This window comes from Yersinia sp. Marseille-Q5920 (genome assembly GCF_946902935.1).
Classification (GTDB): domain Bacteria; phylum Pseudomonadota; class Gammaproteobacteria; order Enterobacterales; family Enterobacteriaceae; genus Yersinia; species Yersinia rochesterensis.
In genome coordinates this window covers 82482-107277 of the sequence record NZ_CAMPQA010000013.1, presented here as the reverse complement: position 1 = coordinate 107277, position 24796 = coordinate 82482, and the positions used below count along the sequence as shown (strand labels likewise).

Below are 24796 nucleotides of genomic sequence, written 5' to 3'. Positions count from 1 at the left end.
TTGAGTAAGTTCATCGGGATGAGTTTGCTGGCTGCCTACCTGTAACTCCAATGACTTTGGGTTATAAAAATTTATAATAAAATAAACAGTATTAGGCCAAAATACGCGTGCCAATCGGCACCCCATTAAACAATGCTGGTAGTTGGTCGGCATGACGCCAACTGGCGATATCCACCGGACGGCCCAATGAGCGAGCCGCATCCAGCGCTGCATTCACTTTAACCACCATACCATCAGTAATGATGCCCTGAGCAATCAATTGCTCAGCTTTTTGTGCCGTCATTTCAGCAATACGCTGGCCTTTGCCATCTAAAATCCCGCTGACATCCGACAGCAAAATCAAATCGGCTCCCAGTGTCGCGGCCAAAGCTGTTGCAGCTTGATCGGCATTGACATTCATCAATTTGCCATCAGCAGTAATACCAATAGAGCTGATGATTGGCATGTAATTCGCGGCCAGTAAGGTTTGCACTAAAGCCGGTGAGCCAGCTTCGGCTTTACCCACATGACCGAGTTCTGCCTCCAGCGGAGTGACCGACACGGTATGGCCATCGCCCAAGCATAAGCCAACAGCATTGATGTCATGCTTCACCGCCCAAGCCAGCAATGTTTTGTTGGCAGTACCCGCTAATGCACCCGTAATAATGTCAATTTGATCAGCTGGAGTCACACGCAGGCCGTTTTTCTTCACCACCGGCAACGCGAGTTTTTTCATCAAATCATCAACCAGACAACCACCGCCGTGCATAATCACCAGCGGGCGCTCATGCTTCTCGCGATAGGTCACCAATGCAGTAAACAGGCGCTCCAGCGCTTCTTCGCTGTCCAGCAACACGCCACCTAATTTAATGACCAACGGATTCATCATGTTTCGCCTCAATATAATTGGATAAAAATGTCAGTTTCGACTCTGTTACAACCCTCCAGTTACCTACAACAGGGATTGGGTTTCCACAAAACCAAAACGTATATTCATGCATTGCACGGCCTGCGCCGCAGCCCCTTTCAGCAGGTTATCTTCTGTCGCGACAATAATTAAATACTCGCCCTGCACAGAAAAACCGATATCACAGAAAGGTAAACCGACCACCGCTTTCAGTGCTGGCACACCTTGCTTATAAAGCCGAACCAGGGGCTTATCTTGGTAAGCATTGTGGTATGCCTCGGCGATATCTTGTGCCGTCACACCCGCTTTCAGGCGGCAGGTAATGGTTGCCAAAATACCGCGGGCGAAATTCCCCAAATGCGGAGTAAAAATGACCGGAGTGCCAAGGTGGGCGACAATTTCTGGCTGATGACGATGATTAAACAAACCATACGGCTGCAAACTCACTTCACAGAAACTGTTGCTAATGCTGGCTTTACGCCCCGCGCCACTGACACCACTGACGGCGTTAATCACTGGCCACTGCGCCTCATTGAGTAAATCGCCATCGACCAACGGCTTAAGCGCCAGTTGGGATGCGGTGGGATAGCAGCCTGGTACCGCGATCAATTGGGCCTGCTTAATTTTTTCAGCCTGCCATTCAGCTAATCCATAGACTGCTTTGTCCAGCCAATCGGCATGTTGATGCTCAAAACCGTAATATTGACTGTAAAACTCCGCATCCTGAACCCGGAATGCACCGGAGAGATCGAATACGACACAACCCGCCGCCAGGAATTGTGGCGCTAAATCATGGCTGACTTCATGGGCGGTGGCGAGGAAGACAACATCAACGCCTTTTGCCGCCAGAGCCACATCCACCAAGGGTTGTAGCGGAAGATCAATAATGCCTTTTAGCTGCGGATGCAGATCAGAAAGTAATTTCCCTGCATCTGCACTTTGCGCTGAAACCGTTAAACCGGTTATGTTCATATGTGGGTGACGATTCAGGTAAGCCGTAAGTTCTGCTCCGGCGTAGCCACTGGCACCTACAATTAGCGTATTCAACATGGGTTCAGTTCACCTTGCCCTTCGTACTTGAAGCTGCGGGGTTGTTAGCTACGCTTATTCACCCGAATCACTGACCAGTGTCAGCTCATCGGGATTCGTTCGCTTGCTGCCTACCTGCAACTCCAATGACTTTGGATATAAAAATGTTATTCGGTATAAAGACATAAGTAGTCAAAACCGGCATTTGGGTTATCAGCAAGGTCTTACTGTTCCCCCACGTGATTGAGTATTGACTTTTTCGTCAATTTAAGGGTGTTTTTAGGTTCCCTTACGCTCAAGCTTACTGTATTTTTATTCATAATTAATGCATGAATATTGATACTATCCTAACCAAAGGCTGTCAACAGTGAAGATGAAATTACCTCCATTTATTGAGCTGTATCGGGCGTTAATCGCGATGCCATCGATCAGCGCAACCGATAGCGCCCTCGACCAAAGCAATGAGGCGTTAATCAACTTGTTGGCCGGATGGTTTGCAGATTTGGGTTTTCGCGTCGAAATCCAGCCAGTACCTGACACACGCCACAAATTTAACCTGCTTGCCTCTATTGGTGAAAAAAGCAGCGGAGAGGGTAGCGGCGGGTTGCTATTGGCGGGTCATACCGACACCGTTCCTTATGATGAGGGGCGCTGGACGCGCGATCCGTTCACTCTGACCGAGCATGACAATAAATTGTATGGTTTGGGTACTGCCGACATGAAAGGCTTCTTTGCCTTTATTCTTGATGCAGTGCGCGATATTGATGCCAGCACATTGAGCAAGCCGCTGTATATTTTGGCGACTGCCGATGAAGAAACCACCATGGCGGGCGCGCGCTATTTTGCCGCCTCCACCCAGTTGCGCCCTGACTTTGCCATTATTGGTGAGCCAACATCACTGCAACCCGTACGGGCGCACAAAGGGCATATTTCCAATGCTATCCGCATTACTGGCCAGTCCGGCCATTCCAGTGATCCCGCTCGTGGTGTGAATGCTATTGATTTGATGCATGAATCCATTACTGAGCTAATGAAGCTGCGCACCAGCTTACAAGAGCGCTACAACAATCCGGCATTTGCTATCCCATACCCGACCATGAATTTCGGTCATATTAATGGTGGTGATGCTGCAAACCGTATCTGTGCTTGCTGTGAATTACATATGGATATCCGCCCATTGCCGGGTCTGACACTAAGTGATTTGAATGAGTTGATGACTGAAGCACTGGCCCCCGTCAGTACGCGCTGGCCGGGCCGCTTGAGTATTGATGAACTGCATCCGCCGATTCCAGGCTATGAATGCCCAACAGATCATCATATGGTCGGGGTTATCGAAAAATTGCTGGGTGAGCGCACGGCGGTGGTGAACTACTGCACCGAAGCGCCATTTATTCAGCAAATTTGCCCAACATTAGTGCTGGGGCCAGGTTCCATCAATCAAGCCCACCAGCCGGATGAATTTATCGATATGGCCTTTATCGAACCCACTCGCGAGCTGATTGGCCAATTAGTTGACCATTTCTGTCAGCAGAAATAACTCGTATGGGGTAGGCGGATCAATATTACCGATTAGCCAGACTGATAATCTGGCTGTAGTAATTAAATTTCAGCAATATCCCTAAAAATGATGTTTTTTTGCTAGAAATAGTGTCAATTGGGGTATGGAATTGAACGCGGCGAGTGGATTTGTCCATCTCAGTCTTTTGGGTGAAATTAATTTACATACTCATCAAGTTACGAAGGGTACTAAAAGAAATCATATGAACGAACAATATTCCGCAATGCGAAGTAACGTCAGTATGCTCGGCACGCTACTCGGGGACACCATCAAGGAAGCGCTCGGCGAACACATCCTTGAAAAAGTAGAAACCATCCGTAAATTATCTAAATCTTCGCGTGCTGGTAATGAAGCGAGCCGTCAGGAACTGCTGACAACGCTGCAAAATTTATCCAATGACGAGCTGCTGCCGGTAGCCCGCGCTTTTAGTCAATTTCTCAATTTGACCAACACAGCGGAGCAATATCACAGCATTTCGCCACATGGTGAAGCCGCAAGTAATCCGGAAGCCCTGGCCCAGCTATTCACCCGTTTGAAAGACAAAAAGCTGAGCGAAAAAGACATGCGCAGCGCGGTTGATGAGTTGTCTATTGAGCTGGTGTTGACGGCTCACCCAACCGAAATTACTCGCCGTACCTTGATTCATAAACTGGTCGAAGTGAATACCTGCCTGAGCCAGCTGGATCACAATGATTTAGCCGATTACGAACGCAACAAGATCATGCGTCGTTTGCGGCAGTTAGTCGCACAATCATGGCATACCGACGAAATTCGTAAAATTCGCCCTTCCCCGGTTGATGAAGCCAAATGGGGCTTTGCTGTGGTTGAAAACAGCCTATGGGAAGGCGTGCCCGCTTTCCTGCGTGAGTTTAACGAGCAGTTGCAAAACTCCCTCAATTACCGCTTGCCGGTAGAAGCCGTGCCGATCCGCTTCACTTCATGGATGGGTGGCGACCGCGATGGTAACCCTAATGTTACTGCCGAAATTACCCGCCATGTGCTGCTACTGAGCCGCTGGAAAGCCACTGATTTGTTCCTGCGTGATATTCAGGTCTTGGTATCAGAGCTTTCCATGTCGGAATGTACGCCAGAATTGCGTGAATTGGCGGGTGGCGAAGAGGTGCTCGAACCTTATCGTGAACTGATGAAGCGCATGCGCACCCAGTTGACGAACACCCAGACCTATCTGGAAGGCCGCCTGAAAGGCGAGCGTGTATTGCCACCGACTGATTTGCTGGTCAGTAATGACCAATTGTGGGACCCGCTATACGCCTGTTATCAATCGCTAAAAACCTGTGGCATGGAAATCATCGCCAACGGCCAATTACTGGATACCCTGCGTCGCGTGCGCTGTTTCGGTGTGCCGCTGGTGCGTATTGATGTGCGTCAGGAAAGTACCCGTCATACCGATGCCATTGCTGAACTGACCCGCTATTTAGGTCTGGGTGATTATGAAAGCTGGTCTGAAGCGGACAAACAAGCCTTTCTGATCCGTGAGTTGAACTCCAAGCGCCCATTAGTTCCACTGAAATGGGAGCCAAGTGCCGAGACTCAAGAAGTGCTGGAAACCTGCCGAGTCATTGCCGAAGCACCGCAGGGTTCCATTGCTGCTTACGTGATTTCCATGGCCAAAGTGCCATCGGACGTGCTGGCAGTGCATTTACTGCTGAAAGAAGCCGGTTGCCCGTTCACTCTGCCAGTCGCGCCATTGTTCGAAACTCTCGATGACCTGAATAATGCTGACGATGTGATGACCCAGTTACTGAATATCGACTGGTATCGCGGCCTGATCCAAGGCAAACAAATGGTGATGATTGGCTATTCTGACTCAGCGAAAGATGCCGGCGTGATGGCTGCGTCTTGGGCGCAATATCGCGCGCAGGATGCTCTCATCAAAACCTGCGAGAAAGCTGGCATCTCTCTGACACTGTTCCATGGCCGTGGCGGTTCTATCGGCCGTGGTGGCGCGCCAGCGCATGCTGCACTGCTTTCTCAGCCTCCTGGCAGCCTGAAAGGCGGCTTACGTGTCACTGAACAAGGCGAGATGATTCGCTTTAAGTTTGGTTTACCGGAAGTCACTATCAGCAGTTTGGCGCTTTATGCTGGTGCGATTCTGGAAGCTAATTTGTTGCCGCCGCCGGAGCCGAAAAAAGAGTGGGTGGAGGTGATGGATATTCTGTCTGATGCTTCCTGCGATATGTATCGTGGCTATGTACGTGAAAATCCTGAGTTTGTGCCTTACTTCCGTGCCGCGACGCCAGAACTGGAATTAGGCAAATTACCATTGGGTTCACGCCCAGCTAAGCGCCGTCCGAACGGCGGAGTAGAAAGCCTGCGTGCTATTCCCTGGATTTTCGCCTGGACGCAAAACCGCCTGATGTTACCCGCCTGGCTGGGTGCCGGTGCCGGTTTGCAGAAAGCGATCGACGCCGGGAAACGGGAAGAGTTAGCCACTATGTGCCGTGACTGGCCGTTCTTCTCAACCCGGATTGGTATGCTGGAAATGGTGTTCGCCAAAGCAGATTTGTGGCTGGCAGAATATTATGACCAACGTCTGGTAGATAAATCGCTGTGGCCGTTAGGTCAGCAACTACGCGACCAACTGGAAGCCGATATTAAAGTGGTGCTGGCGATTGCCAACGATGACCATTTGATGGCGGATCTACCGTGGATTGCGGAGTCTATCGCGCTGCGTAATGTCTACACCGACCCATTAAACGTGCTGCAAGCCGAGCTACTGCACCGCTCGCGCCAGCAAGAACACCCAGATGCCCGCGTTGAGCAAGCATTGATGGTGACTATTGCCGGTGTGGCGGCAGGGATGCGCAATACAGGTTAGCCATTGATTTTAAGGGGAAGAAATTCCCCTGATTATCTTTTTTTGGTTGATAGAGCACCGGACCATTATTTCGGTTGTTAGAATTTCAGTGACCACTTAATCCCAGTAGCCTCAACCGAGCAGGAGGGCTAGCCGGCCCTCCTGCACCTGCGGCTTGCGCGAAATATTGCCCTGTGGGTAAACCTCCTACGTCTTTCGGGCTGACGAGCCAGCGCGATTTGCTCCTGCTCAAGCGCGCTTTTCGCGGCCGTCCATGGCCGCTCACTCTACCCTCCATCCTTGTCGGCAATATTCCTGATTGCGCTCAAGGTCAAAAGCCCATTCAAAACCCTGTTTTTAGGTTTTGATCTTAAAAAGCACATTTGAGCCGCCGAGTGAAGAGTGGAGGTAGGACGCGAGGTATGGACGCCGAGCGAGGGCCGCTTGAACAGGAGTGAATCGGCCCGTTCCGTCAGCCGAAACGATGAGTAAGGGAACCCACGCAGTGAGCAGGCGATACGTGCGAAGCGCGGGATTCCACAAGGGTGCGCGCCCGCACCCTTTGGCGGTTGGTTCGTCGGTGGCTAAGCTAACTAGGTGCTTTAACAACCGAACTATTCACTCTGCGAATATCAACCGAAATCAGATCCGATCAAACTGAATGACTAATCAAAGCCAATGGGGATTAAAAGGGGCCACCGCCACTTTTTAAAAAACTATGGCCTCACCCCAAGGGTATGGCAGATCGCATAACTCAATTCTGCGCGATTCAGGGTGTAGAAATGGAAATCCTTCACCCCTTCGCGGCTGAGAATCTTCACCATATCCATCGCCACCGATGCCCCGACCATTTTGCGTGTCTCAGGGTCATTATCCAGCCCTTCAAATATACGGGTCATCCAATTAGGCACCCGTACATTGGTCATGGTGGCAAAGCGCTGGAGCTGTTTAAAATTAGACACCGGCAAGATACCCGGCACGATCTCAACGTCAATACCGGTCGCAACACAGCGGTCGCGAAAACGCAGGTAACTTTCTACATCAAAAAAGAACTGCGTAATGGCACGGTTAGCACCGGCATCAATCTTGCGTTTCAGGTTAATCAGGTCAGCCTGTGCACTTTTGGCTTCTGGGTGTACTTCCGGATAGGCGGCAACCGAGATATCAAAATCACCCACATCTTTCAATAAGCCCACCAAATCAGAAGCATACATTTCTGGCTTGCCACTGTTCGGTGGTAAATCACCGCGCAGGGCAACAATATGGCGAATACCACTATTCCAATAATCGGTGGCAATCTCACGTAATTGAGTCGGAGAAGCATCAATGCAAGTCAGATGCGGCGCGGCTTCAAGGCCAGTGCGTTCTTTAATACCCTTAATGATGCTGTGGGTACGATCGCGCTCACCGGAGTTTGCACCATAAGTCACTGAGACAAACTTCGGTTTCAGAGTGCTCAGACGGTCAATAGAGCTCCACAGGGTGTCTTCCATCTCGCTGGTACGCGGCGGGAAAAATTCAAAAGAAACATTAATCTGGCCTTGCAGCTCTGCCAAACTTTGATTCAGCGCTTCCCGCTGGTTTGCGTGGAAAAAACTCATACCCTGTTACCCCATTGCCTGTTGTCATCATTTTGATGACTTATGTTATCTGTCATTTTTTATAAGCGTCTATACGTTTAGACGTCTAAATAGAAAATGACCGAAGTTGGCTAAAGAGTCAACTTTTAAATAAGTTTAGAACGATGATTAATATTCACACGCAATGTGCGGAAAATTCATATAGGGGAAAATGTGGCGGTTTCGCCTCCCCTGCGGCGGGCAGAGGAGGTGAATAAAGGCAAATTACAGCAGTTGAGAAAGGCGGTTTAAATCAGATTGAATAGCGCCAGCGGTGACATCACGCCCAGCGCCAGGGCCACGGATGACCAACGGGTTGTCGCGATACCAACGGCTTTCAATGGCAAAAACGTTATCGCACGGCAATAAAGAAGCCAATGGATGGTCAGCACGTACTGCTTCAACGCCCACCCGCGCCTTACCATTAGCATCAAAGCGTGCAACGTAACGTAACACCAGACCCATTTCATTCGCAGCTTCTAAGCGCTGAATCATTTGCTGATTCAATGCCTCGCCATTTTCAAAGAATTGATCCACGGAACCAACATCAGCACCGGCAGGTACCAGCGACTCCACCCGCACCTGATTTGGTTCAATGTCGTAACCGGCTTCACGGGCCAAAATCACCAGCTTGCGCATCACGTCTTGCCCGGAGAGATCCACGCGCGGATCCGGTTCTGTCAGGCCCTGCTGCCAAGCTTGATCCACCAGCTCGGTAAAGGGCACCGTGCCATCAAATTGCAGGAATAACCAAGATAAAGTACCGGAGAAAATACCGCTGATCGCCAGAATACTGTCGCCGCTATCACGCAGGTCGCGCACCGTGTGGTTCACCGGCAAACCTGCCCCCACCGTGGCATTATACAGCCAGTGGCGGCCTGTTTTGGAGAAAGCATCGCGAATTTGGCGGTAGTTATTGCTGCTGGAAGCTCCGGCTAATTTATTGGCGCTGATAACGTGGAAACCGTAGCTGGCGAAGTCCAAATATTGCTCGGCCAGTGATTCGCTGGCGGTCACATCCAACACCACCAAATCATCAAATGGATGCGCGCGCATCCACAAGAACAAGGATTCTTCATCCTGCTCTTGAGCTTCGTCATCATAAAATGCTAACGTCCGGCTGGCATCCAGCCCATCATAACTCAATAGACTGCGGCGGCTATCCACAACACCGGCCAGCACGAACTCAAAACCACTGCGCGCCGAGATATTCTTTTGCTCACGGGCGAAAAGCTCCAACCAGCGAGCGCCAATATTGCCTTTACCGAACAGCATCAAGCCAATCCGTTTTTCGGCGCGGAATAGTGATTGATGTAAACCTTGAATCAGGTGCTCAGTCGGCCCTAGACGCAGCACGGCGACCATGCTGATACCATCTTCAGCTTGCCAGATAAACTCGACCGGCTGGTCTTTCAGTTGTTGGTAGAAACGATGGCTGTGCAGTGGGTTCTTACTGACCCCCGCCCCCACCAGAGCAACCAATGCCAGCCCCTCGCGCAGAGATAATTTCCCCGGCAGCGTGGCATCTTCCAGCACTCTTAGCGCGCTATCGACCACTTCTGAGGTATAGCAAAGTTGCAATAAGTTACGATCAGGGTGAATACCGGTCGCCAATGGCTTGATTTGCGCGCGTTTGAGCAGTAAATCGATCTCTTTCTGCGCCAGCGAGAAATCATGGTGACTGGCAATCTGTAATTCGATTAGGCAAACATCATCATGGCTGGTGACAATTTTGGCACCCGAGCCTGAAGCCAGCACCCGCTCAATTCGGGTTGAACCTTGTTCTGGCTGATAGCTACAGCGCAACTGCAAATCGATATCACTGCCGGAAACCGGCTGTAATGTGCGGGTATGCAGCACCGGTGCCGCCAGGCGGGCCAGTTCACTGGCTTCATCCAAGCGCAATAAGGGCAGCAAACAAGCATCTTTCACTTTGCGCGGGTCTGCACTGTATACCCCCGCCACGTCACTCCAGATGGTAACGCGTTCGACTCCCGCCAGCGCCCCGACCTGAGTAGCCGAGTAGTCACTGCCGTTACGCCCCAACAACACGGTTTCGCCGGTGTTATTGCGTGAGATAAATCCAGTGACCACCAGACGTTGATGTGGATGCTGCGCTATCAATTGTTGCAACAACGGATAAGAACGACCTTCGTCGATTTGTGGCTGCGCTGCACGTTCAGCACGCAGAAAGCTGCGAGCATCAAGCCAGGTAGCTTTCATGTCGAGTTTGTTCAATACCGCAGACATCAAGCGAGCAGACCAAATCTCACCATGGCCGACCACTTCGGCATAAATTGCCTCGTCGATTTTGTTATCCAACAAGCCCGCCAAGCGCTCCAAATCATGGATAAACTCACTAATCAGCGGCTCAGCCATTTCTGGCGATAATAAGCCGCTAATCAGGTCATGTTGGTAACGACGCAAATTCTGCTGCACCTGATGGGCAGAAAGACGATCACTTTGGCTGAGTTTCAACCAACTAATCAATTGGTTAGTGGTGCTACCTGCCGCAGATACCACCATGAGATCGCCGGGATGGCTATAGTTGGCCATAATATTGGCCACCCGCAGGTAACACTTCACATCCGCAAGACTACTGCCACCAAATTTATGCAGTTGACGGCCAGTCACCGCCGCTGCTACCGCTGTTGCATTCATACTTACCTCAGTCTCTCGCCAACCGGAAAGCATTGTCCAAATCGGCAATCAAATCTTCGCTGTCTTCGATACCCACGGAAATTCGCAATAAACTATCAGTAATACCTGCGGCAGTGCGCGCTTCTGGCGCCATACCGGCATGGGTCATGGTGGCGGCATGGGAAATCAGGCTTTCAACGCCCCCCAAGGATTCTGCCAAGGTAAACAATTCAAGGGCAGAGAGGAAACGGCGCAATACCTGTTCATCACCATCCAGCTCAAAACTGAGCATCGCACCAAAACCAGACTGCTGACGGCAAGCAATTTCGTGGCCGGGATGTTGTGGCAGAGAAGGATGATACAGCTTTTTCACTAAAGGCTGCTGCTGTAAATAGCGAACAATTTCATCTGCGTTGCGCTGCTGTTGAGCCATACGTGGGGATAATGTGCGTAACCCGCGTAATAACAAGTAGCTATCGAATGCAGCGCCAGTCACGCCAATATTGTTCGCCCACCATGCCAATTCGACAGCGAGTTCAGGATCTTTGGCAATGACCGCGCCAGCAACCACATCTGAATGGCCATTCAGATATTTGGTACAGGAATGAACCACCAGATCCGCGCCTAAAGCAAGCGGCTGCTGCAACGCGGGGCTAAGGAAAGTGTTATCGCACAGGGTTAATGCGCCGACGGCATGAGCGGCTTTACAGATAGCGGCAATATCCACCACCCGTAACAGCGGGTTACTCGGAGTTTCAATCAACACCAGCTTGGGCTTTTCCGCCAGTGCCTTGCTCAGCGCCACTTCATCGCCCTGGTCAACAAATAGCACCCGATAGGCACCGCGCTTGCTTAAACTATCGAATAGACGGTAGCTGCCGCCGTAACAATCGTGGGGGGCCAGCAGTAAATCACCCGGTTTAAGAAAAGTGGTGCAAACCAAATGAATCGCCGACATCCCGCTGCTGGTCATTACCGCACCCGCACCACCTTCCAGCTCAGCTAATGCGCGCTGCACGACATCACGCGTCGGGTTGCCGCGACGTGAATAGTCATGGGCGCGAGGCTGATTAAAATCGATAAAATTATAGGTACTGGAGAGGTGAATCGGGGGGACAACGCAGCCGTATTGCTCGTCATCGTTCAACCCGCTACGGACTGCTATTGTTGCCTGTTTACGCGTCATATGGATTTCCACCAGCCGGATATCGAAAAAATGTTACGTCAGAGTAGACTCACAAATTACGGACGTCAATACATCTGGACATCTAAACTTCTTTGCGTATAGATTGAGCAATGGGATAATAACCGCTAAAATTATAGAGGTTTTAGATATCCTCATGATGTCAGTCAGGTTTCAATGGTGCCTTATATATACCCTAAATAATTCGAGTTGCAGGAAGGCGGCAAACGAGTGAGCTTACTCTCGTAAGTGATTCGGGTTATAGAGCGCAGCCAACGCACATGCAGCTTGCAGAATAACGGGTATAACCGCAAAGATGATAGAGAAAGGTAATAGCTATCAATAAATAGCAAAAAAGGTTATTTAAGTGATATTAGTCTAGTAAAATCGACATTTATTTAGTGAGAACAGTGAAGATCGGGCATAATTAGCCGGTTTTCAGAATTTAGTATTTTTCCGACAAATTTAAGGTGTCCCATGGCTGAGTGGAACGGCGAGTATGTCAGCCCTTACGCTGAACACGGTAAGAAAAGCGAACAGGTCAAAAAAATTACGGTATCCATTCCGCTGAAGGTGTTAAAAATCCTCACCGATGAACGGACCCGCCGTCAGGTGAATAACCTGCGCCACGCCACCAACAGTGAATTGTTGTGTGAGGCTTTTTTGCATGCATTTACCGGCCAGCCGCTGCCGAATGACGAAGATCTGCGTAAAGAGCGCAGTGATGAAATCCCGGAAGCTGCAAAGATTTTAATGCGTGAGTTGGGTGTTGATCCCGATACCTGGGAATATTGATTTCTCGCAGCAGTTCAGTTCTATTCATAATGTGAACTGGGTTGTAGAAATGAAAAAAGGCGCCTAAGGCGCCTTTTTCGTCTGACGGGCAATTATGCTTTAGTCGCACCCGGCACGCTGAAACGCTTGTTAAAGCGGTCAACACGGCCACCGGTCGCAACATCACGCTGCTTGCCAGTGTAGAACGGGTGGCATTCGCCGCACACGTCCAGATTCAGGTCATGACCAACAGTTGAGTTGATCTTGATAACGTTACCGCAAGAACAAGAAGCAGTAACTAAATCGTATTTAGGGTGGATACCTTTTTTCATGGAAAAACCTCTATATTTAGGCCGCGTCGCTATCCAGCCCTACTCCGCCAGACACCACACGATTGATAAATAACCATTTGTCGTTAAATAATCATTTATCGTTAACGAATAGTTGATTGCTAACGAACAATCGCTGATAAAACAAACAACGGTTGTTAGCAGAATTTGATATCGAATTATATCAAAGGCGGCAAATAATACAGAATTTGACCAAGCCGCGCAATCGAATCCGCACATTGTGAGGTACGCAGTGTAAACTGTTCAATCTTTATTTAGACCATTTTATTTATACCCTTTTATTTAGCAGGATAAAAATACATGTCCGTTGTTCAAGTGGCATTACCCGTACCGCTAACTCGCACCTTTGATTACCGCCTCGACAGTGCTATGGCCTGCCCGGTAGTTGGGGCCCGCGTCAGTGTGCCATTTGGTAAACGTAATGCCATTGGAATCGTAGTGGGTATCAGTGATACCAGCGCATTCCCTCTTGAACAACTCAAAGCCATTGATACGGTTTTGGACAGTGACAGCTTATTCCCACCCAGCTTGTGGCGCATTCTGTGTTGGGCAACCGAATATTATCATTATCCGATCGGCGAAGTGCTGTTCCATGCTTTGCCCATCTTATTGCGCCAAGGAAAGCCCGCGAAATCCGCCCCTTTGTGGCAATGGTTTGCCACAGAACAAGGCCGCGCTACGCCGCCGGAAAGCTTAAAACGCGCGCCCAAACAACAACAAGCTCTTGCGGCGTTATTACAAAAACCGGTTTATCGCCATCAAGTAAATGAAATGGCATTAACTGAAAGCGCGCTGCAAACATTGCGTAGCAAAGGGTTGATTGACCTGCGAGCGCAAGAAGTGGCGACCACGGACTGGCGTAATGGGTTTTCGGTGCTGGGCGAACGTCTGCGGCTCAATACCGAGCAAGCTACCGCCGTCGGGGCGATTCGCAGTGAAGATACCCAGTTTGCCGCCTGGCTACTGGCTGGGGTGACCGGCTCCGGCAAGACTGAAGTTTATCTCAGCGTGCTGGAAAATATTCTGGCACAGGGCCGCCAGGCGCTAGTTTTAGTCCCTGAAATTGGCCTAACCCCGCAGACCATTGCCCGTTTTCGCGAGCGTTTTAATGCGCCGGTTGAGGTGCTCCATTCCAGTTTAAACGACAGCGAGCGCTTATCTGTCTGGCTACGGGCGCGAAACGGCGAAGCCGCGATTGTGATTGGGACTCGCTCTGCGCTGTTTACCCCGTTCTCCCGGCTGGGCGTTATCATTATTGATGAAGAGCATGATAGTTCCTATAAACAGCAGGAAGGTTGGCGCTACCACGCCCGAGATTTAGCGGTGTTCCGCGCCCGTGAAGAAGGCATTCCTATTGTGATGGGGACAGCCACTCCCGCGCTGGAAACTTTACATAATGTTCAAATGGGTAAATATCGCCAGCTAACACTGTCAAAACGGGCGGGTAATGCCAAGCCAGCAGTGCAGCACTTACTGGATCTCAAGGGGCTGCCATTAAAAGTTGGCCTTTCTCAGCCGCTGCTAAAACGCATGAAAGCCCATTTGCAAGCCGACAACCAAGTGATTTTGTTTCTCAACCGCCGCGGTTATGCACCTGCTTTGCTGTGCCATGAGTGTGGTTGGATTGCGGAATGCCAGCGCTGTGACCACTATTACACCCTGCATCAGAATCACCGCCAATTACGCTGCCATCATTGCGATAGCCAACGCCCAGTGCCACAACAATGTCCGAAATGCGGCTCGACCCATATGGTCTCCGTGGGTGTCGGTACCGAACAGTTGGAAAACGAATTAGCGCCTTTATTCCCAGAGACCCCGATCACCCGCATTGACCGCGATACCACCAGCCGAAAAGGTTCGCTGGAACAACACCTGGCTGATGTGCATCAAGGGGGGGCGCGGATATTGATTGGTACCCAAATGTTGGCGAAAGGCCACCACTTCCCGGATGTCACTCTGGTGGCATTGCTGGATGTCGATGGCGCGTTGTTCTCGGCCGACTTCCGTTCTGCGGAGCGCTTTGCGCAGCTTTACACTCAAGTATCAGGCCGCGCAGGCCGTGCGGGTAAACAAGGCGAAGTCATTTTACAAACTCACCACCCTGAGCACCCGCTGCTGCAAATTCTGCTACAGCAAGGCTACGACGCCTTTGCCAAACAAGCATTGGCGGAGCGAAAAAGCGTATTTTTACCGCCCTATACCAGCCATATCATTGTGCGCAGTGAAGACCATGATAACCAGCAATCAGCGCTGTTTTTGCAGCAATTACGCAATTTGTTGGAAGCCAGCCCACTGAAAGACGAGGCATTATGGATTATGGGGCCGGTTCCGGCGTTACAGGCTAAGCGCGGCGGGCGCTTCCGCTGGCAATTACTGTTGCAGCACCCCTCACGGCAATTCCTGCAACGGCTGATTAAAACCTCTCAGCCACTTATCAATACTTTGCCGCAAGCACGGAAAGTGAAGTGGACATTAGATGTTGACCCAATAGACAGCTAATTGACCGATGTCACCTTGATGTTAGCGGTAATGCCAATGATTCTTGGAGTAAAACCGCATCATAAAGCAATCGATTACCCCATTTTCTGCGAGTCAGTTCGAAAAAACCTACTTATGTCACACTTTTTATGCAAATTAGGTAACAAATTGCCCCCACGATCTGTATAGAATGACGGAAAGCCTGCATAAGCATTAGTGCTGACTCGGAGTCAGAGCAAGGAGAAAGGCGTTGGAACATAAGAAAGAATTCACGATGGCCACCATGAAGGACGTTGCCGAAATGGCCGGTGTTTCAACTGCGACGGTATCGCGCGCATTGATGAATCCGGAAAAGGTTTCAACAATGACTCGGCAAAAAGTGGAGCAAGCTGTTCTGGCTGTCGGTTATTCTCCCCATGCTTTATCTCGCAATATCAAACGTAACGAATCGCGCACTATTCTGGTTATTGTACCGGATATCAGCGACCCCTTTTTTGCTGACATCATCCAAGGCATTGAACATGCCGCTGCCCAACAAGGCTATCTGATATTAATTGGTGATTGCGCACAACAACCCCAGCAAGAGCGTAGCTTCGTTAACCTGATTATCACCAAGCAGATTGATGGCATGTTGTTGCTAGGCTCCAATCTACCTTTCGATGCCAGCAAGGAAGAACAACGTAATTTACCGCCGATGGTGATGGCAAATGAGTTTGCACCCGAGTTAGAACTGCCCACCGTCCATATTGATAACCTTACCGCGGCCTATGAAGCGGTAGAATATCTGATTAGATTGGGTCACCAGCGCATTGCCTGTGTTGCGGGGCCTGAAAACTTTCCGCTATGCCAATATCGACTACAGGGCTATATCCAGGCGCTACGCCGTAATGGTATCGAGGTCGACAGCAACTATATTATACGCGGTGATTTTAGCTATGAAGCGGGTGTTGATACCTTTATCAAGCTGATGGACCTGCCAGAACCCCCTACCGCAATATTCTGTCACAATGATGTCATGGCGATAGGCGCGATGTGGCAAGCGAAGAAAATGGGCCTGCGCATCCCGCAGGATGTCTCTGTCGTCGGCTTCGACGACTTAAAATTGTCACAGTATTGCGATCCCCCCTTGACCACCGTGGCACAACCACGTTATGAAATTGGTCGGCAAGCCATGTTACTATTACTCGAACAGTTACAAGGGCATCCAGTACAGAGTGGCTCCCGCTTGTTAAATACCGAATTAATTGTCAGGGAAAGTACTGCTGCGCCTAAACGCTAGGCAAATATTCAGGGGTTCAGTAACATGACGGGCTTATTCCATCATCACGACGCAGCGAAACGATAGTGGCACAAAGAGATTATGTAAGCCGAGGGCGCTCAGGAGCGCGGCGCAAAAGCACCAGCCGGAAAAAACGCAGTGCTCCAGCAGTATCCAAAACCGTGATGGCACTGGCCGTCGCGCTATTAGTGGTATTTGTTGGTGGCCTTTATTTCATTACCCACAATAAGCCGGGCGAGCTTCCGTTACTGCCTAGCCATGATCCGCGCACGGGCAATGGCTTGCCGCCGAAACCCGAAGAACGCTGGCGTTATATTAAAGAGTTGGAAAACCGTCAGATTGGCGTCCCAACACCGACAGAACCCTCTGCCGGTGGCGAAGTTAATTCTAAAACGCAACTGACCAATGAGCAGCGCCAATTGCTTGAACAGATGCAGGCGGATATGCGGCAGCAGCCGACCCAGCTTTCAGAGGTGCCGTATAACGAAGGGATGCAGGTGCCACGTTCTGCGGTGACCATCAAACCCCCGGTCACCAATATACAGCAGCAGCCATTAACGCCACCGCGTCAGACGGTTGCGCCAGTACCAGCACCGCAGACACAAGTGCCGCCGCAGGTCACGACACCACCGCGCACTCAGCAACCGGTGACTCCAGTAGCGCCAGCAGTGACACCGCCGAAACCGGAAAAAGAGAAAGAAAAAGCGCAACGCTGGATGGTGCAATGTGGTTCATTCAAAGCCGCAGATCAGGCGGAATCTATTCGCGCCCAATTGGCATTCGAGGGTATCGAAAGCCGTATTACCGCCGGTGGTGGCTGGAATCGCGTGGTGCTCGGCCCTTACAGCACCAAAGCTGCAGCGGATAAAGCTTTACAGCGTTTGAAAGGTGCGGGCCAATCAGGATGCATTCCCCTCGCAGTTGGGGGTTGAAAAGTAGTAATCCTCCCCCATTTATAATCTCAATATACCCCGTATTGTTTTGCTGAAAGGCAATACGGGGACTCATTCAGTCCGCAACGAGGATCCGCTCGTGACAACAATTGTAAGTGTACGCCGTAATGGTCATGTAGTTATCGGTGGTGATGGCCAGGTCACTCTGGGCAATACCGTAATGAAAGGCAACGCCAAGAAAGTACGCCGCCTTTATAACAATAAAGTCATTGCTGGTTTTGCTGGCGGTACTGCCGATGCCTTTACGCTATTTGAGCTATTTGAACGCAAACTGGAGATGCACCAGGGCCACCTGACTAAAGCAGCGGTTGAGTTAGCCAAAGATTGGCGCACTGACCGCATGTTACGCAAACTCGAAGCACTTTTGGCTGTTGCTGATGAAACCGCATCACTCATCATCACCGGTAATGGCGATGTGGTTCAGCCTGAAGATGACCTGATTGCTATTGGTTCCGGTGGGCCTTATGCCCAGTCTGCCGCGCGCGCGCTGCTAGAAAATACTGAATTGGGTGCGCGGGATATCGTGGAAAAATCACTGAGCATTGCGGGGGATATTTGTATCTACACCAACCGCTTCCAAACCATTGAAGAATTAACGTACGAAACGTTATCAACACATAAAGCGTAAGGATAGAGTGACATGTCTGAAATGACCCCACGCGAGATTGTCAGCGAACTTGATAGCTATATTATCGGCCAGGATAAAGCTAAACGTGCAGTGGCCATTGCCCTGCGTAACCGCTGGCGTCGGATGCAGCTTAACGAAGAGCTGCGCCACGAAGTTACTCCTAAAAATATTCTGATGATCGGCCCGACCGGCGTGGGTAAAACAGAAATTGCCCGCCGCCTGGCAAAACTGGCCAATGCGCCGTTTATCAAAGTAGAAGCCACCAAGTTCACCGAAGTTGGCTATGTGGGTAAAGAAGTTGATTCTATTATCCGCGATCTAACCGATGCAGCGGTGAAAATGGTTCGTCATCAATCCATTGAAAAAATGCGTTATCGGGCGGAAGAATTGGCCGAAGAACGTATTCTGGATGTGCTGATCCCACCAGCCAAAAATAACTGGGGCCAACAGGATGAAACTCAAGAGCCATCCGCGACCCGCCAGGCTTTCCGCAAAAAACTGCGCGAAGGTCAACTGGATGACAAAGAGATTGAAATTGATCTGGCTGCATCACCAGTAGGTGTTGAAATCATGGCTCCTCCGGGCATGGAAGAGATGACTAACCAACTGCAATCGATGTTCCAGAACATTGCTGGCCAGAAACAAAAACCGCGCAAAATCAAAATCAAAGAAGCATTTAAACTGCTGATTGAGGAAGAAGGCGCGAAGTTAGTCAATCCAGAAGAGCTGAAGCAACAGGCGATTGATGCGGTTGAACAACACGGCATCGTGTTCATCGACGAAATCGATAAAATCTGTAAACGCGGCCAGACTTCAGGCCCGGATGTGTCCCGTGAAGGGGTACAACGTGACTTGCTGCCATTGGTTGAGGGCTGCACCGTATCAACCAAACACGGCATGGTGAAAACAGACCATATTCTGTTTATTGCCTCCGGCGCATTCCAGGTCTCCAGCCCGTCAGATCTTATCCCGGAATTGCAAGGTCGCTTGCCAATCCGTGTAGAATTGCAGGCGCTGACCACCGATGATTTTGAGCGCATCTTGACTGAGCCGAGTGCTTCGTTGACTGAACAGTACAAAGCACTGATGGCAACTGAAGGGGTGACGGTTGAGTTTACCCGTGAAGGTATTCGCAAAATCGCGGAAGCGGCATGGCAGGTTAATGAGCGCACCGAGAATATTGGCGCACGTCGCTTGCATACCGTGTTGGAACGTCTGATGGAAGATATCTCTTATGACGCAAGCGAAAGTAATGGTCAATCCATCACTATTGACGCGGCATATGTGGGTAAACATCTGGATGAACTGGTAGCTGATGAAGATTTGAGTCGTTTTATCCTATAATTCGCTTTATAAGCCGTTGCTGGATAAAATGGTTCGCCAAATTAATATTGAGTGGGAGGCGATGCCTCCCACTCTTATTTTTATTAACTCGCCGATATGGGCGGACCAGACTCCTATAAAATGAAGCAGAAAATGAGCCTATCACCTAATACCCGCTTAACTAGCACCAGCCAGACCCAGGCTTGGCTGGAAAGCCTGCGGCCAAGAACACTGCCCCTGGCCTTTGCCTCTATCGTTACCGGTTCAGCACTGGCTGTCTGGCTCGATAGTTTTAAACCCGCCGTCGCCTTGCTCGCCTTATTAACCGCCGGCCTGTTGCAAATTTTGTCCAATCTCGCCAATGATTACGGCGATGCTATCAAGGGCAGTGATACCGAAGAACGTATCGGGCCATTGCGCGGCATGCAAAAAGGGATGATTACTCGTCAGCAAATGAAAGTCGCGCTTATCATCACTGTTAGTATGACTGTTATTTCAGGTATCGCGCTCATTGCCGTGGCCTGCGAAAAACCCAGCGACATTTTAGGCTTTTTACTGCTTGGGCTGATGGCCATTGTGGCCGCAATCACCTACACCGTGGGTAGTAAACCCTATGGTTATATGGGCTTAGGTGATATTTCAGTATTGGTTTTCTTCGGCTGGCTGAGTGTCGCCGGGACTTACTATCTTCAAGCCGGGCACTTTGACAGTATCGTCATGCTACCCGCCACTGCCTGTGGTTTACTGGCGACAGCCGTTTTAAATATTAATAATTTGCGTGATATCGAAAATGACAAAACCAATGGCAAAAACACACTGGCAGTGCGTTTAGGCCCGGTGGTCGCACGTTATTATCATGCCCTGCTGATCGCCGCCGCCATCTTCTGCCTGGCATTATTCAATATTCTGTATCTGCATAACTGGGCGGGTTGGCTCTTTATTTTGGCGGTTCCCTTACTGGCCAAACACGCGCTATTTGTGCTGCGTGAACCCACCGCCGCGGGGATGCGCCCCATGCTCGAGCATATGGTCAAAGCCGCGTTGTTGACCAATATTCTGTTTGCTATCGGCCTGGTGCTCAGTTAACCCCGCCTGTTTCTTTCTCCGGGCAACAGTCGATAAACCTGTCCGGAGAAATTTAACAATTGATGATTTTGCCAACAGCGGCCAGAAAGGGATATACTTAACATCCCAGCCGCAACCAGACGTTAATCCTATGAAATATGATACTTCCGAACTCTGTGACATCTATCATGAAGAGGTCAATGTGGTAGAACCTCTGTTCTCCAATTTTGGCGGGCGCACTTCATTTGGTGGCAAGATTACTACTGTAAAATGTTTCGAAGATAACGGCTTGTTGTTTGACCTGCTCGAAGAAAATGGTCTTGGCCGTGTTTTAGTCGTCGATGGCGGTGGCTCAGTGCGCCGGGCATTAATCAATGCTGAACTAGCTGATCTGGCTTTGAAAAATGAGTGGGAAGGCATTGTTGTTTACGGCGCTGTCCGTCAGGTTGATGAACTAGCCGAATTGGATATTGGTATCCAGGCGATGGCCGCTATTCCGGTCGGTGCCGCAGATGAGGGTATTGGTGAGAGTGATATCCGCGTTAACTTTGGCGGTGTCACATTCTTCTCCGGTGACCATTTGTACGCAGACAACACCGGGATAATCTTGTCAGAAGAACCTTTGGATATTGAATAATATCTCTCTGGTTTATCAACTAAAAAGGGCGATATCAATATCGCCCTTGTTGCCTTTCGTACTCGAAGAAGCTGCGTAACTAGCGGCTTTCAGCAATATATTGATGATGCTTTAAGCCAACTGGTACTCAGACTTCTTCCATCTTTCCCAACAGAGCACGCAGACGATCCTGCCAAACATGCTGTTCTTGTTTCAATTGCTCATTTTCGCGCACTAGCGCTTCACGGCCACCTGCCGCTTCCTGAACTTCTTGGGACAAGGTGTTATTCTTCTCTTTCAGCTCTTCAATTTCCATCTGTAACAGAGTGATGGTATCAATCGCCTGCTGAACTTTAACTTCCAATTTCTCAAATACTTCAAATGACATTCTTCGGTCCCCTTATGAGTCGCAAGGCGTACATCTTTTGGTCGCAGTTATCATTTCTCACTTCAGTTACCGCGTAAACCGCAGTCACTATCGGCAAATGAAACTGCTGTGAATACTTATCGCGCTATATATCCATCGAACAACTATAACAAGCGCTATGTTTTAGGCGTCCCATCACACAGGTGACGCAATATGATAAAAACGATAGTCTTAGGCGATGCCCTTGTAGAGCGATTGTATGTAGCCAGTCTCCCCCTGTCTAGCGCCATACCGGTACAAACCACACTCTGTAGCAATTTCGTGTCAGTAACTATCAGTGAATACCGAAAAACTATCAGTGAATACCGAAAAAACATCAGCAAAAACCGAAAAATCCCTACGACCTATCCTGCTAAGTTATACACAGCTTTAACAACTGGGAAAGAAAGCACTGGTCTGATCACACTTTCAAAGTCCCTTAACATCCGCGAATAACGCGAAATCGCTCATTTTTATGACACACCACACACATTTCGATTTCGCTATTTCTCGTTTGTGCTCGTTAACGATAAATTTACATCACCCCCTCCGTACTCCGGAGGGCAAAAATAAGAAATACCCTATAAATCTCTGTCTCTAGGACATCTACTATGAGCCAAACCGCTAGTTCGACCTTGAAGGGCCAATGTATCGCGGAGTTTCTCGGTACTGCTCTACTTATCTTTTTTGGTGTGGGCTGTGTCGCTGCATTAAAATTGGCAGGTGCCAGTTTTGGGCAGTGGGAAATTAGTATCATTTGGGGCCTGGGCGTTGCTATGGCCATTTATCTCACAGCAGCAATTTCAGGTGCTCATCTTAATCCAGCAGTGACTATTGCCTTATGGCTATTTGCCTGCTTTGATCGCAGTAAAGTTATTCCCTACATTTTGGCACAGATTGCCGGTGCATTTTGTGCTGCGGCCTTAGTGTTCGGCCTCTACTACAACCTATTCATCGATTTTGAACAGACTCATCAAATAGCACGCGGCAGTGTTGAAAGTCTGAATCTGGCTGGTATTTTCTCTACTTATCCAAATCCACATATTTCTGTTTTCCAAGCTTTCTTGGTTGAAATGGTCATTACCGCTATTTTGATGTGTCTTATCCTGGCATTGACTGACGATGGTAACGGTATTCCACGCGGCCCACTGGCACCGCTGCTGATTGGTATTTTGATTGCCGTTATCGGCGGCTCAATGGGGCCACTGACTGGGTTCGCATTAAACCCGGCACGTGACTTTGGTCCAAAACTATTTGCTTATTTTGCAGGTTGGGGCGAAATCGCCTTCACTGGCGGGCGTGATATTCCTTACTTCTTAGTCCCTATCTTAGGGCCAATCGTCGGCGCATTAGTGGGTGCATTCGGTTATCGTGCTCTGATTGGTCGCCATTTGCCATGCGACGTGTGTGCCATTGAAGATGAAGAAACCACGGTTACGACCACAGAACGCAAAGCGTAAATATTAGATACTGTCACTTAAAAAGTAGGCTAACTATGACAACTGAAAATACTACTCAAAAGAAATACATTGTCGCGCTTGATCAAGGAACCACCAGTTCCAGAGCAGTGGTGTTAGACCACGATGCTAATATCGTGAGTGTTTCTCAGCGTGAATTTACCCAAATCTACCCGAAAGCGGGTTGGGTTGAGCATGACCCAATGGAAATCTGGGCCACGCAAAGCTCCACATTGGTCGAAGTGCTGGCCAAAGCCGGCATCAGTTCTGACGAAATTGCCGGTATCGGTATTACCAACCAACGTGAAACCACCATTGTTTGGGACAAAGCGACCGGTAAGCCGGTGTATAACGCCATTGTTTGGCAATGCCGCCGTACCGCTGAAATCTGCGAGAAACTGAAAAAAGAAGGTCTGGAAGAGTACATCCGCCACAACACTGGGCTGGTGGTTGACCCTTACTTCTCCGGCACCAAAGTGAAATGGATCCTTGATAACGTAGAAGGCGCTCGTGACCGCGCTGAGCGCGGCGAATTGCTGTTTGGTACCGTAGACACTTGGCTGGTGTGGAACATGACACAGGGCCGTGTACACGTAACGGATTACACCAACGCATCACGCACTATGATGTTTAATATTCGCACCAAAGAGTGGGACGAACGCATGCTGAAAGCGCTGAATATCCCGCGCGCCATGCTGCCAGAAGTTCGCCCATCCTCAGAAATTTACGGCCAGACCAACATTGGTGGTAAAGGCGGGACGCGTATTCCTATCGCCGGTATCGCCGGTGACCAACAAGCCGCACTGTTCGGCCAGCTTTGTGTACAACCGGGCATGGCAAAAAATACTTACGGAACAGGCTGCTTCCTGCTGATGAACACCGGCACAGAAGCCGTTCAATCCAATCATGGACTACTGACCACAATTGCCTGCGGCCCACGCGGCGAAGTTAACTATGCGCTGGAAGGCGCGGTATTTATTGGCGGCGCATCCATCCAATGGCTGCGTGATGAGCTGAAACTGATCAGCGATGCCACCGACTCCGAGTATTTCGCCACCAAAGTGAAAGACAGCAACGGTGTATATGTGGTGCCTGCTTTCACTGGGTTAGGTGCTCCTTATTGGGACCCGTATGCCCGTGGTGCGATCTTCGGCCTGACCCGTGGTGTTAACAGCAACCACATCATCCGCGCAACCCTCGAGTCCATTGCTTATCAAACTCGCGATGTACTGGATGCGATGCAAGCTGATTCTGGTGAACGCCTGAAGTCACTGCGTGTTGATGGCGGTGCAGTCGCAAACAACTTCCTGATGCAATTCCAAGCCGACATTCTGGGCACACGTGTTGAGCGCCCGGCAGTGCGTGAAAGCACAGCACTGGGTGCCGCATTCCTCGCGGGTCTGGCGACGGGCTTCTGGAATGATTTGGATGAAGTTAAGAGTAAAGCCACCATTGAGCGCGAATTCCGTCCAGGAATCGAAACCACCGAGCGCGATTTCCGCTATAAAGGCTGGAAGAAAGCAGTGGCCCGTGCTCAAGCTTGGGAAGATCACGAAGAATAACGGCCCGCCGGTAAAATATGGCCTGTTTTAAGCTCTCTATAATGCGCCATCATCCCCCGATGGCGCGTTTTTTATTGTGAAAAATATCATCCCCCCAAAGACACCCTACGGCTTCACATCACAAAGATGATAGAATTCCTGCTTACATTCTTCTTCTATTACCCTAAATAAT

At 49.9% G+C, this 24796-nt stretch carries 19 protein-coding genes; 12 read left to right on the top strand and 7 right to left on the bottom strand.

Annotation, left to right across the window (positions count from 1 at the left end):
* Nucleotides 1-91 precede the first annotated feature (91 nt).
* Together argB and argC are read right to left on the bottom strand one after the other, a co-directional pair.
* Nucleotides 92-865: an acetylglutamate kinase gene (gene argB / locus OVO64_RS17160; protein WP_038638033.1), complete on the bottom strand. Its 774-nt coding sequence runs from the start codon at nucleotides 863-865 to the stop codon at nucleotides 92-94.
* Nucleotides 866-931: 66 nt separating this feature from the next.
* Nucleotides 932-1936: an N-acetyl-gamma-glutamyl-phosphate reductase gene (gene argC, locus OVO64_RS17155; RefSeq protein ID WP_145510194.1), complete on the bottom strand. Its 1005-nt coding sequence runs from the start codon at nucleotides 1934-1936 to the stop codon at nucleotides 932-934.
* A 352-nt stretch (nucleotides 1937-2288) separates the two neighbouring features.
* Between argC and argE the strand changes: the two genes are divergently transcribed.
* Nucleotides 2289-3452, top strand: a complete 1164-nt coding sequence (gene argE / locus OVO64_RS17150) for an acetylornithine deacetylase (protein WP_038638027.1) — start codon at nucleotides 2289-2291, stop codon at nucleotides 3450-3452.
* A gap of 223 nt (nucleotides 3453-3675) precedes the next feature.
* Nucleotides 3676-6312: a phosphoenolpyruvate carboxylase gene (ppc, locus tag OVO64_RS17145; RefSeq protein ID WP_145586509.1), complete on the top strand. Its 2637-nt coding sequence runs from the start codon at nucleotides 3676-3678 to the stop codon at nucleotides 6310-6312.
* Nucleotides 6313-7007: 695 nt separating this feature from the next.
* Here ppc and metF read toward each other — a convergent pair.
* The 3 genes from metF to metB form a co-directional block, all read right to left on the bottom strand.
* Nucleotides 7008-7892 carry a methylenetetrahydrofolate reductase gene (metF, locus tag OVO64_RS17140; RefSeq protein ID WP_004392252.1) on the bottom strand — a complete coding sequence of 295 codons (885 nt, stop codon included), beginning with the start codon at nucleotides 7890-7892 and terminating at the stop codon, nucleotides 7008-7010.
* A 243-nt stretch (nucleotides 7893-8135) separates the two neighbouring features.
* Nucleotides 8136-10571, bottom strand: coding sequence for a bifunctional aspartate kinase/homoserine dehydrogenase II (locus tag OVO64_RS17135; RefSeq protein WP_038638020.1), 2436 nt, complete (start codon nucleotides 10569-10571; stop codon nucleotides 8136-8138).
* Between the two features lie 7 nt (nucleotides 10572-10578).
* On the bottom strand, nucleotides 10579-11736 hold the full coding sequence (gene metB, locus OVO64_RS17130) for a cystathionine gamma-synthase (protein WP_038638016.1): 1158 nt from the start codon (nucleotides 11734-11736) through the stop codon (nucleotides 10579-10581).
* A gap of 474 nt (nucleotides 11737-12210) precedes the next feature.
* Here metB and metJ point away from each other — a divergent pair, with 474 nt between their 5' ends.
* Nucleotides 12211-12528, top strand: a complete 318-nt coding sequence (metJ, locus tag OVO64_RS17125; protein ID WP_004392248.1) for a met regulon transcriptional regulator MetJ — start codon at nucleotides 12211-12213, stop codon at nucleotides 12526-12528.
* Between the two features lie 92 nt (nucleotides 12529-12620).
* Here metJ and rpmE read toward each other — a convergent pair whose 3' ends face one another.
* Nucleotides 12621-12839, bottom strand: a complete 219-nt coding sequence (rpmE, locus tag OVO64_RS17120; protein WP_038638012.1) for a 50S ribosomal protein L31 — start codon at nucleotides 12837-12839, stop codon at nucleotides 12621-12623.
* A gap of 318 nt (nucleotides 12840-13157) precedes the next feature.
* Here rpmE and priA point away from each other — a divergent pair, with 318 nt between their 5' ends.
* The 7 genes from priA (at nucleotide 13158) to rraA (ending at nucleotide 21220) form a co-directional block, all read left to right on the top strand.
* Complete coding sequence (gene priA, locus OVO64_RS17115) at nucleotides 13158-15356, top strand: primosomal protein N' (protein ID WP_038638010.1); 2199 nt, start codon at nucleotides 13158-13160, stop codon at nucleotides 15354-15356.
* Between the two features lie 229 nt (nucleotides 15357-15585).
* Nucleotides 15586-16614 carry a DNA-binding transcriptional regulator CytR gene (cytR, locus tag OVO64_RS17110; protein WP_032820704.1) on the top strand — a complete coding sequence of 343 codons (1029 nt, stop codon included), beginning with the start codon at nucleotides 15586-15588 and terminating at the stop codon, nucleotides 16612-16614.
* A gap of 65 nt (nucleotides 16615-16679) precedes the next feature.
* Nucleotides 16680-17546: a cell division protein FtsN gene (gene ftsN, locus OVO64_RS17105; RefSeq protein WP_038638004.1), complete on the top strand. Its 867-nt coding sequence runs from the start codon at nucleotides 16680-16682 to the stop codon at nucleotides 17544-17546.
* A gap of 100 nt (nucleotides 17547-17646) precedes the next feature.
* Nucleotides 17647-18195, top strand: coding sequence for an ATP-dependent protease subunit HslV (gene hslV / locus OVO64_RS17100; RefSeq protein ID WP_038638000.1), 549 nt, complete (start codon nucleotides 17647-17649; stop codon nucleotides 18193-18195).
* A gap of 12 nt (nucleotides 18196-18207) precedes the next feature.
* Nucleotides 18208-19539 (top strand): HslU--HslV peptidase ATPase subunit, encoded by a 1332-nt coding sequence (gene hslU / locus OVO64_RS17095; RefSeq protein WP_050292138.1) that lies wholly within the window; start codon nucleotides 18208-18210, stop codon nucleotides 19537-19539.
* A gap of 132 nt (nucleotides 19540-19671) precedes the next feature.
* A complete protein-coding gene (locus OVO64_RS17090; protein WP_038637994.1) occupies nucleotides 19672-20604 on the top strand; it encodes a 1,4-dihydroxy-2-naphthoate polyprenyltransferase in 933 nt (310 codons plus the stop codon).
* A gap of 130 nt (nucleotides 20605-20734) precedes the next feature.
* Nucleotides 20735-21220, top strand: a complete 486-nt coding sequence (gene rraA / locus OVO64_RS17085; RefSeq protein ID WP_038637991.1) for a ribonuclease E activity regulator RraA — start codon at nucleotides 20735-20737, stop codon at nucleotides 21218-21220.
* A 127-nt stretch (nucleotides 21221-21347) separates the two neighbouring features.
* On the opposite strand, the gene zapB is transcribed toward rraA, so the two are convergent.
* Entirely contained in the window at nucleotides 21348-21587 is a 240-nt protein-coding gene (zapB, locus tag OVO64_RS17080; RefSeq protein WP_004392238.1) for a septal ring assembly protein ZapB, read from the bottom strand.
* A gap of 629 nt (nucleotides 21588-22216) precedes the next feature.
* On the opposite strand from zapB, the gene OVO64_RS17075 reads away from it, so the two are divergent.
* On the top strand, nucleotides 22217-23065 hold the full coding sequence (locus tag OVO64_RS17075; protein ID WP_038637988.1) for an MIP/aquaporin family protein: 849 nt from the start codon (nucleotides 22217-22219) through the stop codon (nucleotides 23063-23065).
* A gap of 35 nt (nucleotides 23066-23100) precedes the next feature.
* Nucleotides 23101-24624 carry a glycerol kinase GlpK gene (glpK, locus tag OVO64_RS17070; protein ID WP_038637985.1) on the top strand — a complete coding sequence of 508 codons (1524 nt, stop codon included), beginning with the start codon at nucleotides 23101-23103 and terminating at the stop codon, nucleotides 24622-24624.
* Nucleotides 24625-24796: the final 172 nt, after the last annotated feature.